We start from the raw sequence: 12,859 nt of genomic DNA on the forward strand, positions 1-12,859 counted from the left end.
CCACCTTCCACTTGCACCTCAAGGAGTGCGAGTTCAGGTACAACAACAGAGCCAGGAACCTTACTCGCCTCCTGCTCAAACTCTGCCGGGATAACCCGCTCTCCTAGTCGAGACCCTCAATTATATAAGATTGGCGCAGGCCCCAAACTCCTCGCAGGGGCCTGGGGAGATCTTATCTCCCCAGCGGATGGGGTCTGGGGAAGGCGGCGCTTTCCCCAGTCTTCGCTCCCTTGGGACACCCCAGCGCCGCCCTACCTCTGCTGTTCCAGTTCTTCCCGGAAGCGCGGGTTGTTGAACTCGAACAGGAACGGGTCCAGCCGCACGCCCAGCTCCACATTGTGCAGTGTGACGCGGGTGGTCCGTCCCTGGGCGTCCAGCACGGCCCATTGCCGCAGGGCCGGCTGGTCGTCGTCCAGGATCAGGGTGATGCGCCCTTCCTCCGGCGCGCTGGTGCGTTGCACGGTCACGCGCATCAGCCCGCCGCCGCGTTCGGTTTCCACCACCGTCACATCGCCCGAGAGCCGCAGCGGGCTGCGCAGCAGCACCCCCAGCGGGGTGGAGTTCACCGGCACCACCGTGGGCTGCCGCAGGGCGCGGTCGTAGTAGAAGAACTGGTTGTCCGCCGCGATCAGCAGGGTGGGCTCCGGCGGGTCGTAGTCGAAGCGCATGCGCGACGGGCGCCAGATCATGGCCGTGCCCTGCGCCGTGGCGCCGTTTTCCGCCACCTGGGTGAAGCGGCCGCGCAGGGTGGTCAGGCCGTTGAAATAGGCCTCGACCCGCTGCACCACCGCGGGGTCCACCCGCCCGCGCGCGGCCTGGCCGTGCGCCAGCCCCGGCAGCAGCAGCGCGGGCGCGGCCAGCAGGGCGCGGCGCGTGGTCACTTGGTCACGCCCGGGGGCGGCAGAGCCGTACCGCGCTGCGGGAAGGGCGCGCCGCCGGATGCGCCCCCACCCGCACCCTGGCGGGCCATCATCTCCGCCACGCCGGGCGGCAGCTGCATGGGCTGGAAGCCGGCGGGGCGCGCGAAGCGGCTGGCCTCGACGGGCGCGTAGTCCACCTGGGTCGCCTCCATCATCACCTGGCCCTGGGGGTTGGAGACCCGCAGCGTCAGCCCGTCGTTGCTGACACAGGCCCGGGCGGTCTGGCCCTGGTCCTCGATACGCCAGTTGGTGCAGGGGGTGTTGGCCACGCGGTCCGAACCCTCACGCGTGAAGCGGGCGGTGGTGCTTTCGCGCCCGATGCGCGTGGCCGGGTTCTGGCCGGCCGGCATGTCCATGATCATGCGCTGTTGCGTCATCACCATGAAGCCGGTGCCCGCGCGCTGGTCCGCCACCAGATAGCCCTGCTGGCCCATATCCATCCGCATCAGGCGCGTGGCGCTCTGGAACGCCATGGTGGACTGGCCGGCCGGCCCGTCGCTGTTGATGCGATAGGTGATGGTCACATCGCGCGTGGGGAAGATCGCGGGTGGGCGATCCTGCGCAAAGGCGGGGGCGAAAGCTGGCATGGCCGCCAGCAGCGGCAGGATCAGTGCGGCTTTGCGCATGGGAAGACTCCTCGTCTGGCGTTGCCTGCCGCCCATATGGCGGCGCAGTACGGCGGCAGGAAGGTGCCACCGGGGCAACAACGCCTCAATCGTCTGAACGGCGGACGAGAATCTCGCGCTTGCCCACATGGTTGGCGGGGCCGACGATGCCTTCCTTCTCCATCTGCTCCACCAGCTTGGCCGCCTTGTTGTAGCCGATCGACAGATGCCGCTGGACCAGGCTGACCGAGCATTTCCCTTCGCGCGAGACCATATCCACCGCGCGGTCGAACAGGGATTTGTCCCCATCGGAGGCCGAGTTGATCCCGCCCGAGCCGCCGAAGCCGCCCTCATCCTCCTCCGCCGCCTCGGTCACCTCGTCCACATAGTTGGGCTCGGCCTGCTCGCGCAGCCAGTCGGCCACGCGCTGCACTTCCTCATCCGACACGAAGGGGCCGTGCACGCGCTTGATGCGCCCGCCGCCCTCCATGAACAGCATGTCGCCCTGGCCCAGCAGCTGCTCGGCGCCCTGCTCGCCCAGGATGGTGCGGCTGTCGATCTTGCTGGTCACCATGAAGCTGATGCGGCTGGGGAAGTTCGCCTTGATGGTGCCGGTGATGACATCCACCGAGGGGCGCTGGGTGGCCATGATCACATGGATGCCGGCGGCGCGCGCCATCTGCGCCAGGCGCTGCACCGCGGCCTCGATCTCCTTGCCGGCCACGATCATCAGGTCGGCCATCTCGTCGATGACGACCACGATCATGGGCAGGGGTTCGAGCGCCAGCGACTGTTCCTCGAACACCGGCTTGCCGGTCTCAGGGTCGAAGCCGGTCTGCACCTTGCGGGTCAGCACATCGCCCTTGGCGCGGGCGCTCTGCACGCGCTCATTGTAGCCGCCGATATTGCGCACGCCGATGCTGGACATGGCGCGATAGCGGCGCTCCATCTCCCGCACCGTCCATTTCAGGGCACCGATTGCCTTGGGCGGCTCGGTCACCACGGGCGCCAGCAGATGCGGGATGCGGTCATAGACCGACAGTTCCAGCATCTTCGGGTCGATCATGATGAAGCGGCATTCGTCCGGCCCGAAGCGGTACAGCAGGGACAGGATCATGGTGTTGATGCCGACCGACTTGCCCGAGCCGGTGGTGCCCGCGATCAGCAGGTGGGGCATCCGCGCGAGGTCGGCCAGCACCGGCGTGCCGCCGATATCCTTGCCCAGCGCCATGGGCAGGCGGGCGTTGCTGCGCGTCCATTCCTCGCTGTTCAGCATCTCGGAGAAGAAGACGGTCTCGCGCTTGGTGTTGGGCATCTCGATGCCCATCACGGTGCGGCCCGGGACGGTGGCGATGCGCACCGCGACGACGGACATGTTGCGCGCGATATCCTCGGCTAGGCCGATCACGCGGCTGGCCTTGGTACCGGGCGCCGGGTCCAGCTCATACAGCGTCACGACCGGGCCGGGGCGGATGTCCACGATGGTGCCGTTCACGCCGAAATCGGACAGCACCGTCTCCAGCCGGCGAGCATTGGCCTGCAGGGCCTCGGCATCCGCGCCATAGGCGCCGCGCGGGGGGGCCTCACGCAGCAGCTCCAGCGGGGGCACTAGGCTGCGGCCGGGCTCCAGCGGCAGGATGGGCTGCACCGGCTTGCCGGCGGGCTTGCGCACCGGGGCCACGCGGGGTTCGTGGCGGGCGGCGGCGGGGGCCGGGGTGGCCTCCTCGAAGGGGGCGGGTTCCTCGCGCCAGGTGGGGCGGGCATCGGCCGCGGCGTCGGCGGCCTGCAGCAGGCCGCGCAGATCGGCCCCGGGCTCCACCCGGCGGCCACGGCCCCGGCCGAACAGCCACAGCACGCCCCGGCCGAGGCCGAGCAGCGCGCGCACCACCAGATGCCGGCGCGCGGCACCCGCGCGGGCGACGGTGGCGGCGGCGTCGCCCGTGAAGGCGGCGGCGCGGCGGTATTCATGCGGCGCGAAGGCCAGCGCCCCCAGCAGCACCAGCGCGCAGAAGATGGCCAGGATGGTGTGCGCGATCACCGAACCCAACGGACCCAGGATGGCTTCCAGCCAGCCGGTCGTGGCTGACGCCATGATCGGGCCCAGCGCGCCGCCGGGCCCGGCCAGCACCGGCACGCCGGGGGCGGCCGGCAGCGCCGCGAAACCCGCCGCCAGCACCGGCATGCCCAGCAGCACGGCCGCGAGCCGCGCGGGAAAGATCGAAATGCCCCGGCCGGTGCCCAGCCGCCAGGCCCAGGCCAGCAGCGTGACGGCGGGCAGATAGGCCGCGAACCCCACCCCCTGCAGCAGCAAGTCGCTGACCGTGGCGCCGAGCGGCCCGGCCAGGTTGCGCACCGGCAGCGCCGTCGCGGTGGAACCCGAAGGGTCCGCCGCGTGATGGCTCAGCAGCGCCAGCAGCAGCGCGAGGCCCAGTATGCCGGCGAGCAGCGCCAGCACATGCGCCCCGCTGCGCGCGAGCGCGGCCTTGACGGCCGGGGAGGCGAAACGGCTGCCCCCATTGTCATCAGCGGTATCGGCACGGGCCATGGTTCCGGTCCTGAGGGGATCGGGTTGCACAATCGGGGGGATGGGCAGAGTAGCGCGCCGCGCCGCGTCGGGGGAAGCACCCGCGAAAAGAAAGGGGCCGGAGCTTGCGCCCCGGCCCCCAGTCTCAGGCTAAGCCCGTGCGATCAGCCCAGGCGCTCGCCGTGCTGCGTCACGTCCAGCCCCTCGCGCTCCTCTTCCTCGGAGACGCGCAGGCCGACGATCACATCGACGATCTTCAGCAGGATGAAGGTGGCGATGGCGGTGTACACGAAGGTCGCGGCCACGGCGTAGATCTGGATCACGAACTGGTCGAAGGAACCGCTCGTGCCCTCCGGCAGCGCCGTGGTGGCCGACAGCGGGCCATAGGCCAGGAAGCCCGTCAGCAGCGCGCCGACGATGCCGCAGATGCCGTGCACGCCGAAGGCGTCCAGGCTGTCGTCATAGCCCAGCATGTGCTTCAGCGCGGTCGCGCCCCAGAAGCCGGCCAGGCCAGCCACGACACCGATGATGATGGCCGAACCCGGCAGCACGAAGCCCGCCGCGGGCGTGATGGCCACGAGGCCCGCCACCGCACCCGAGATCAGGCCGAGCACGGAGGGCTTGCCCTTGGTCATCCACTCGGCGAACAGCCAGGCCAGCGCGGCCACGGCCGCGGCCAGATGCGTCACCAGGAAGGCCATGCCCGCACGGCCGCCGGCCGCACCCGCGGAACCCGCGTTGAAGCCGAACCAGCCCACCCACAGCAGGGCGGCGCCGATGACGGCCAGCGACAGGTTGTAGGGGGCGAGGTTGTCGGTGCCATAGCCCACGCGCTTGCCCAGCACGATCGCGGCCACCAGGCCGGCCACGCCCGCGTTGATGTGCACGACGGTGCCGCCCGCGAAGTCCAGCGCGCCCAGGCCGAAGATCCAGCCATTCGGGTGCCACACCCAGTGGCAGATCGGCGAGTACACGATCAGCGACCACAGGATGGTGAACAGCAGCATCGCGGAGAACTTCATGCGCTCGGCGAAGGCACCGGTGATCAGCGCCGGGGTGATGATGGCGAAGGTCATCTGGAAGGTCAGGAAGACGCTCTCGGGGATGGTGAAGGCCACCGCCGCGTCGCCCGAACCCAGGGTGAAGGGCTTGTCCCAGTTCTCGGCCAGGCCCGCCAGCAGGAAGCGGGAGAAGTCGCCCACCCAGGCGCCGCCCTCACCGAAGGCCAGGCTGTAGCCGGCCACCACCCACACCACCGAAGCCACGGCGGTGATGGCGAAGGACTGCGCCAGCGTGGCCAGCACGTTCTTCTTGCGGACCATGCCGGCATAGAACAGCGCCAGGCCCGGAATGGTCATCATCAGCACCAGGGCGGTGCTGACCAGCATCCAGGCGGTGTCGCCGGTATCGACCTTGGCGTCCTGCGCCCAGGCCGGCAGGGCCGTGGCGAGAACCGGCGCGGCCAGGGCGGCGGCGCGCGTAAACTGCTTCATGGTGCGTGTCCCCTCAATCTCACAGCGCCGCGGCATCGGCCTCGCCGGTGCGGATGCGCAGGGCGCGCTCCACATCCAGGACGAAGATCTTGCCGTCACCGATCTTGCCCGTCTTGGCGGAGGAGGAGATCGCCTCAACCACCGCATCCACCAGGTCGTCGGGCACGACGACCTCGATCTTGAACTTCGGCAGGAAGCTCACCTGATACTCGGCGCCGCGATAGATCTCGGTCTGCCCTTTCTGGCGCCCGAAACCCTTCACCTCCGTCACCGTAAGGCCCTGCACTCCAAGCGGCGTGAGGGCCTCTCGAACCTCATCCAGCTTGAAGGGCTTGATGATGGCCACGACCAGCTTCATCCCTTTTCTCCTGCCTGTGAATGCGTCGCGCATGACGCTTCAACGGGCATGCCACGGCAAGCACTCCGGAAGGGAGGGGGAGCTTCACATCAGAAACAAGGTGCTGGACAAGAGTTGCACAAATGGCAGGCATACTGCCCCGTCCCCACCGGGGACTGGTGGCCCCGCCCCACCGCGCGCATATAGCGGGGCATGACCCTCGACGTATCCGTTGCGGTGGTGGGTGCGGGCCCCGTCGGCGCCACCCTGGCCACAGCCCTGGCCGCGCGCGGCATCCGCGCCGCCGTGATCGACGCCGCCCCCCTGCCCCCCATGGAAATGCCGGAATTCGACGGGCGCTGCTACGCGATCTCCCGCGGGTCCCGCCCCCTGCTGGAGGATGCGGGCATCTGGGAACACCTGCCCGAGCCCCCCTGCCCCATCGAGACCATCCAGGTCGCCGATGGTGAACCCGGCCGCCCGCCCTCGCGCCTCGGCCTGACCTTCCGCGCCGCCGAGACCGATGTGGACGCCTTCGGCTGGATGGTGGAGGCGCGCAGCCTGCGCGTGGCGCTGAACGCCCGCCTGCCGGCCCTGCCCAGCCTGTCGGTCTTCGCCCCCGCCACCGCCCAGGTGCTGGAACGCGGCCCGGACGGCGTGCGCCTGCGCCTGTCCACCGGGCAGGAGATCACGGCCCGCCTGCTGGTCGCGGCCGAGGGGCGCGCCAGCCCCCTGCGCCGCGCCGCCGGCATCGCCGTGGACCGGCTGGACTATCACCGCATGGGCATGGTCGGCGCCTTCGCGCACGAATACCCGCACGGCAACCAGGCGCTGGAGATGTTCCTGCCCAACGGCCCCTTCGCCCAGCTGCCCCTGGCCGAACCGCCGGCGGGCTCGCCCTTCCCGCACGCCTCCGCCTTCGTCTGGAGCGACCGCACCGCCATCGCCCAGCGCATGATGGCGCTGGACGACGCCGCCTTCTCCCGCGAGCTCGCCCGCCGGGTGGGCGACGCGCTGGGTCAGGTGGCGCTGGTCGGCCGCCGCTGGGCCTATCCGCTGAAGGCCATGCACGCCGCGCGCTACACCGCCGAGCGCCTGGCCCTGGTGGGCGACGCCGCCCACGGCATCCACCCCATCGCGGGCCAGGGGCTGAACCTGGGCTTCCATGACGCCACCAGCCTGGCCGCCCTGGTGGCCGAGGCCCTGGACGCCGGCGAAGACCCCGGCAGCCCCGCGCTGCTCGCGCGCTACCAGGCCGCCCGCCGCCCCAAGACCGTGGCGATGCTGGGCGCGACCCACGCGCTGGAACGGCTGTTCGGCAACAGCTTCGGCCCCATCCGGCTGGCCCGCCGACTGGGCATCGCGGCCGTGGACCGGATCGGGCCGCTGAAACAGGCGTTCGCCCGGGCGGCGATGGGGTGAGCCTCGGGGGCCTTGCCCCCGCCCCCCCCCCGCGCAGGGGCGCTGCCCCTGCACCCCGCCAGGAGCCGAAAGGCCCCTGGACCCCAGGAGTTAACTGGAAGTTTGGGGAGGGGGCTGCGACTGTCCGTTTGGACCCGGGGGCGCTCGGAGCCCCCTCCCCAAACTTCCAGCTCCCGGTTTCCAAAGGCCTCCCGGCCTTTGGCGGGTCCAGGGCAGAGCCCTGGTCAGGGGTCCGGGGGCGAAGCCCCCGGTGCTCCCCATCACCCCAGGCGCACGCCGTGGTTCAGCGGCCCGTGCCCGCGGCCATAGCCCGGGGCGGCCAGCATGGCGGCCCGCACGTAGTCGCGGGCGCGCATCGTGGCGGCGTTCAGGGTCATGCCCTGGGCCAGCCCGGCGGCCAGGGCGCTGGCCAGGGTGCAGCCGGTGCCGTGGGTGTGCCTCGATCGGATGCGGCTGGATTCGAAGCGTTCCGTGCCTGCCCGGGTCACGAGCAGATCGACGAGCACTTCGCCTTCCATATGGCCACCCTTCAGCAGCACGGCGGGCACGCCCAGTTCCAGTATCGCCTGGGCGGCGGCCTGCATGCCGGCTTCGTCGCGAATCGCGCGGCCGGACAGCACCTCGGCTTCGGGGATATTGGGGGTGATCACGGTCGCCAACGGCAGCAGATGGCGCTTCAGCGCCTCCACCGCGTCCTCCTGCAACAGGCGGTGGCCGCCCTTGGCGACCATGACGGGGTCGGCCACCAGGGGCACGCCCGGGGCGCTCTGCGCAATTTCGGCGCACACCGCCTCGATGGTGGGCACATCATGCAGCATGCCGGTCTTCAGCGCGTCCGCGCCAATGTCGTCCAGCACCAGATGCATCTGCTGGCGGATGAATTCCGGGGGCACGGGCAGCACGCCGAACACGCCCTCGGTGTTCTGCGCGGTCAGGGCGGTGATGGCGGTGGCGGCGTAGCCCCCCATGGCCATCACGGCCTTGATATCGGCCTGGACGCCCGCGCCGCCGCCGGAATCGCTGCCGGCGACGATGAGGACACGGCCCTTCACGGCGCGCTCGCGGCGGCGCGGATGATGTCTGTCAGGCGCAGCATGGTGCGGTCCAGCATGGTTTCCTCCTCGGCCTCCACCATCACGCGGATCACGGGCTCGGTGCCGGATTCGCGGATCAGCACGCGGCCGCGGCCGTTCAGCTCGGCTTCCTCGGCGGCGATGGCGGCCTTCACCTCGGGGCGCGCCAGGGGCTTGCCGCCGCTGTGGCGCAGGTTGTGCAGCTTCTGCGGCAGGGGGGTGAAGCGGCGGCAGGCCAGGCTGGCGGGGCGCTTTTCCTCCACCAGCAGGGCCAGCACCTGCAGGGCCGCCACCAGCCCGTCCCCGGTGGTGCCGAAATCGGACATGATCATGTGGCCCGACTGCTCGCCGCCCAGGTTGCAGCCGATCTCGCGCATGCGCTCGGCCACATAGCGGTCGCCGACGGCGGTGCGGTGCAGGGTCAGGCCCTTGCGCGCCAGCATGCGCTCGAGGCCCATGTTGGACATGACGGTGGCGACCACGCCATCGCCCCGCAGCCGGCCCTCGGCGTGCCAGCGCTCGGCGATCAGGGCCAGGATCTGGTCGCCGTCGATGGTCGTGCCTTCCTCATCCACCAGCACCAGCCGGTCGGCGTCGCCATCCAGCGCGATGCCGAGGTCGGCCCGGCGCTCCCGCACCAGCTCCGCCAGGGGGGCCGGGTGGGTGCTGCCGCAGCCCTTGTTGATGTTGAAACCGTCGGGCGAGACGCCGATCGGCACCACCTCCGCCCCCAGCTCCCACAACACGGTGGGCGCCACCTTGTAGCCGGCGCCATGGGCGCAATCGACGACGATGCGCATCCCCTCCAGCGTGTGGCCGCGGGGGAAGGTCTGCTTCACGGCCTCGATATAGCGGCCCGGCGCGTCCTCCAGCCGACTCGCGCGGCCGAGGCGGGAGGGCGGGGCGAGCGCCGGCGACAGGTCGCCCGCCATCAGCGCCTCGATCTCCATCTCATCGGCGTCAGACAGTTTTAGCCCCTCGGGGCCGAACAGCTTGATGCCGTTGTCTTCATACGGGTTGTGGCTGGCGGAGATCATGACGCCGAGATCCGCGCGCATGGAGCGCGTGAGCAGCGCGATGGCCGGCGTGGGCAGCGGGCCCACCAGCACCACGTCCATCCCCGCCGAGACGAAGCCCGCCGTCAGCGCCGGTTCCAGCATATAGCCGGACAGCCGCGTGTCCTTGCCGATGATGACGCGGTGGCGATAGCTGCCCCGGTTGAAGAAGCGCCCGGCCGCCTGGCCCAGGCGCAGGGCGGTCGCCGCGTCCATGGGGGCCTTGTTGGCCGTGCCGCGAATGCCGTCGGTGCCGAAAAGTCGTCTCGTCATGGCCCCGGTTTACGGCGGAAGCGCGCCTCAAGCCAGAGGAGCCGCCAGCGCCCGCCACATCGCCACCGCCTGGCGGGTCTCGGCCACGTCGTGCACGCGCAGCATGGTGGCGCCGCGCTCCAGCGCGGCCAGCGCCACGGCGAGGCTGCCGGGCATGCGCGCGGCGGGTTCCGGCACCCCGGCCACCCGGCCGATGAAGGTCTTGCGGGAGGCCGCGTACAGCACCCGGCAGCCCAGCCCCGCCAGCACCGGCAGGCGGCGCGTCAGCTCCAGGTTCTGCGCCACCGTCTTGCCGAAGCCGATGCCGGGGTCGAGCATGATCCGCGCGCGGGGGATGCCCGCGGCCTCCAGCGCCGCGACGCGTTCGGCCAGGAAGCCCGCCACCTCCAGCGCCACGTCCTCGTAATGGGCCAGGGACTGCATGGTGCGCGGGTCGTCGCCCGGCATGTGCATGATGATGACGGGGGCCCGGGCGCGGGCCACCACCGCCAGCGCCGCCGGATCGTGCCGCAGGGCGGAGACGTCGTTGATCATGTGCGCGCCGGCGGCCAGGCATTCGGCCATGACCAGGGCATGGCGGGTGTCGATGGACAGCACCGCCTCATGCGCCAGGGCGCGCACCACGGGCAGCACCCGGGCCAGCTCCTGCTCCGGCGTCACCGGGGCGGCGCCGGGGCGGGTGGATTCGCCGCCGATGTCGATCAGGTCGGCGCCCTCGGCCAGCATGGCCCGCGCGGCGGCGATCGCGGCCTGTGGCGCATCGTGCCGCCCGCCATCGGAGAAACTGTCGGGCGTCACGTTCAATATGCCCATGATCAGCGGCCGGTCCGTGGGCAGGCCCGCGAAGGGCGGGGGCGTGGCCGACAGCGCCGCCCGCAGCGGGGCGGGCAGTTCCATGGCCTGGCACAGCGCCCCGTCGCGCCGGGCCAGAGTGAAGGCCAGCGGCCCGCCCGCCAGCGGCAGCGCCAGCCCGGCCGCCACCGCCGCCCGCGCCTCGGCGCCGGCCAGCAGGCCCAGCGGCTCCACGATCTCGGTGATGTCCATGCCCCGCAAAGAGCGCAGCACACCCGCACGTGCAAGGGTGAAGGCTTCGCCATCTTCGCCCGGGGCGCTAGGTTGCCTCCACAACCTTCGGACGAGCCCGTCATGTCTGTCAGCCGCCGCGCCGCCCTCGCCCTGCCTGCCCTGGTGCCATCCCTGGCTTCGGCCCAATCCCGCCCCTTGCGGCTGCTGGTGGGCTTCCCGCCCGGGGCCAGCCTGGATTTCCTGGCCCGCATCCTGGCCGAGGGCATGTCCGAACGCCTGCACCGCCCCGTGGTGGTGGAAAACCGCGCCGGCGGCGGCGGGCGCGTGGCGGCCGAGGCCGTGGCCCATGCCCCAGGCGATGGCGACATGCTGATGGTCGCGCCCATCGTGGTGCCGGTGTTCTTCCCCTTCGTCTATCCGAACCTGTCCTTCGACCCGGTGAAGGACCTGGCCCCGGTCGCGCGGCTGACGGCCTTCAACTTCGCGCTGACGGTCAAGCGCGACCACCCGGCGCGGGACCTGGCCGCCTTCATCGCCTGGGCGCGGGAGAAGGGGGACAACGCCACCTTCGGCTCCCTGTCGGCCGGCACGCCGTCGCATTTCCTGGGCGACCTGTTCAACCAGGCCACCGGCTGCCAGCTGCGGCACATCCCCTATCGCGGCAGCGCACCGCTGATGACCGCGCTGCTGGCGGGCGAGGTGGATTGCGGCTTCCCGACCACCGGCAGCATCGTGGGCCGCCTGCAAGACGGCACGCTGCGCGCGCTGGCCATCACGGGCGACACGCGCTCCCCCCTCCTGCCGGAGGTGCCGAGCTTCGCCGAGCTTGGCCCGCAGCTGCGCCAGATGGGTGAGGCGGTGCTGTGGTACGGCATGTTCGCCCCCGGCCGCACCCCGCCCGAGGTGGTGGCGACCCTGGCCCAGGCCGCCCTGGCCACCATCGCCCAGCCCGAGGCCACGCACCGCCTGACCGAGCTGGACATGCCGCCCCTGCCCATGCCCCCCGCCGCCTTCGCCGAGAGCATCGCCGCCGATGTGCGGCGCTGGGGCCCGCTGATCCAGGCCAGCGGCTTCCGGCTGGACAATTGAGCATGGCCAGCATCACCCTGATGGGCACGGGCGGGCCGCGGCTGGATGCGCGGCGCGCCACCTCCCTGCTGCTGCGCAGCGGGGCGGAGGAGGTGCTGATCGACACCGGGCGCGGCGCTATCCATGGCCTGGCCGAGGCCAAGGCCGATTTCCGCAACCTGACCCGCATCCTGATCACGCACCACCATTTCGATCATATCGGCGACCTGTACGACGTGATCCTGACCACTTGGCTGGAAGGGCGCCGCGCCCCCCTGCTGATCCAGGGCCCGCCCGGCACGAAGCGCATCGTCGATGGGCTGCTGACCCAGATCTATGACCGCGACCTGACCTGGCGCAGCCTGGGCGAGCCCGCCCATGGCGGCTGGTCGCCCGTGGTGGCGGAAGACATCGGCCTGGGCGAACCCGTGACGGGCCAGGGCTGGGAAGCCGTGGCGCATGAGATGAGCCACGGCCACGGCCTGCCAACCCTGCCCGCCGCCTTCCTGAAGCGATGGATCTGCTACGGCTACCGCTTCAGCCTGGGCGGCAAGGTCTTCGCCTTCAGCGGCGATACGGTGGATTGCCCGGGGCTGCGCGGGCTGGCGGCGGGGGCCGATGTGCTGGCGCTGTGCTGCTGGACCGCCGGCAGCCTGCTGACCACCGACCACCTGAAAAAGCTGGCCCGCCACACCCTGGCCTGCGGGGATACGGTGGGCAAGATCGCGCAGGAATGCGGGGTGAAGCATTTGGTGCTGACCCACCTGCGGCCCAATGCGCCCCCGGAAATGCTGGCGGCGCTGCGGGAAGAAGTGGCGCGGGATTTCAGCGGGACACTCAGCATCGCGCATGATGGGCTGTGCGTGGAGATCGGGTAACGGAACGAGGGGGGCTGCCCCTCAAGGGCGTCAAGAACGAGGGGGCTCTGCCCCCTCGCGCTCCCCCGGCAGGAGCCGAAAGGCCCCTGCACCCCAACCGTTTGGCACTGATCCGAGTAAGGGGTTTTCCCGTTGATTTTCAATATGAAAATGGCGACCGCCTTGCCAAGGCCGGGCGCCAATTG

At 71.1% G+C, this 12,859-nt stretch carries 11 protein-coding genes; 3 read left to right on the plus strand and 8 right to left on the minus strand.

Annotated features, from left to right (window positions below):
• Window positions 1-251: 251 nt before the first annotated feature.
• The 5 genes from GT007_RS18780 to GT007_RS18800 all read right to left on the minus strand — a co-directional run bounded on the left by GT007_RS18780 (window position 252) and on the right by GT007_RS18800 (window position 5,900).
• Complete coding sequence (locus tag GT007_RS18780) at window positions 252-881, minus strand: LolA family protein (protein WP_160123203.1); 630 nt, start codon at window positions 879-881, stop codon at window positions 252-254.
• Window positions 878-1,546, minus strand: a complete 669-nt coding sequence (locus tag GT007_RS18785) for a DUF4412 domain-containing protein (protein ID WP_160123204.1) — start codon at window positions 1,544-1,546, stop codon at window positions 878-880. Before GT007_RS18785 ends, GT007_RS18780 begins: the two co-directional genes overlap by 4 nt.
• A gap of 85 nt (window positions 1,547-1,631) precedes the next feature.
• A complete protein-coding gene (locus GT007_RS18790) occupies window positions 1,632-4,070 on the minus strand; it encodes an FtsK/SpoIIIE family DNA translocase (protein ID WP_160123205.1) in 2,439 nt (812 codons plus the stop codon).
• Window positions 4,071-4,213: 143 nt separating this feature from the next.
• Window positions 4,214-5,578 (minus strand): ammonium transporter, encoded by a 1,365-nt coding sequence (locus GT007_RS18795; protein WP_408015562.1) that lies wholly within the window; start codon window positions 5,576-5,578, stop codon window positions 4,214-4,216.
• A complete protein-coding gene (locus GT007_RS18800) occupies window positions 5,562-5,900 on the minus strand; it encodes a P-II family nitrogen regulator (protein ID WP_160123207.1) in 339 nt (112 codons plus the stop codon). The genes GT007_RS18795 and GT007_RS18800 overlap by 17 nt, the downstream gene beginning before the upstream one ends.
• Window positions 5,901-6,092: 192 nt before the next feature.
• Here GT007_RS18800 and GT007_RS18805 point away from each other — a divergent pair, with 192 nt between their 5' ends.
• Window positions 6,093-7,301, plus strand: coding sequence for a UbiH/UbiF/VisC/COQ6 family ubiquinone biosynthesis hydroxylase (locus tag GT007_RS18805; RefSeq protein ID WP_160123208.1), 1,209 nt, complete (start codon window positions 6,093-6,095; stop codon window positions 7,299-7,301).
• Between the two features lie 260 nt (window positions 7,302-7,561).
• On the opposite strand, the gene thiD is transcribed toward GT007_RS18805, so the two are convergent.
• Genes thiD through folP form a run of 3 tightly spaced genes read right to left on the minus strand, consistent with a single transcriptional unit; the run spans window position 7,562 to window position 10,746 of the window.
• A complete protein-coding gene (thiD, locus tag GT007_RS18810; protein WP_160123209.1) occupies window positions 7,562-8,353 on the minus strand; it encodes a bifunctional hydroxymethylpyrimidine kinase/phosphomethylpyrimidine kinase in 792 nt (263 codons plus the stop codon).
• Window positions 8,350-9,702 carry a phosphoglucosamine mutase gene (gene glmM, locus GT007_RS18815; RefSeq protein ID WP_160123210.1) on the minus strand — a complete coding sequence of 451 codons (1,353 nt, stop codon included), beginning with the start codon at window positions 9,700-9,702 and terminating at the stop codon, window positions 8,350-8,352. The genes thiD and glmM overlap by 4 nt, the downstream gene beginning before the upstream one ends.
• A 27-nt stretch (window positions 9,703-9,729) precedes the next feature.
• Window positions 9,730-10,746 (minus strand): dihydropteroate synthase, encoded by a 1,017-nt coding sequence (gene folP, locus GT007_RS18820; protein ID WP_160123211.1) that lies wholly within the window; start codon window positions 10,744-10,746, stop codon window positions 9,730-9,732.
• A gap of 102 nt (window positions 10,747-10,848) precedes the next feature.
• On the opposite strand from folP, the gene GT007_RS18825 reads away from it, so the two are divergent.
• Window positions 10,849-11,817, plus strand: coding sequence for a Bug family tripartite tricarboxylate transporter substrate binding protein (locus GT007_RS18825; protein WP_160123212.1), 969 nt, complete (start codon window positions 10,849-10,851; stop codon window positions 11,815-11,817).
• Window positions 11,818-11,819: 2 nt separating this feature from the next.
• A complete protein-coding gene (locus GT007_RS18830) occupies window positions 11,820-12,674 on the plus strand; it encodes an MBL fold metallo-hydrolase (protein ID WP_160123213.1) in 855 nt (284 codons plus the stop codon).
• Window positions 12,675-12,859 lie beyond the last annotated feature (185 nt).

Origin of the sequence: Rhodovarius lipocyclicus (assembly GCF_009900765.1) — a bacterium.
Classification (GTDB): Bacteria; Pseudomonadota; Alphaproteobacteria; order Acetobacterales; family Acetobacteraceae; genus Rhodovarius; species Rhodovarius lipocyclicus.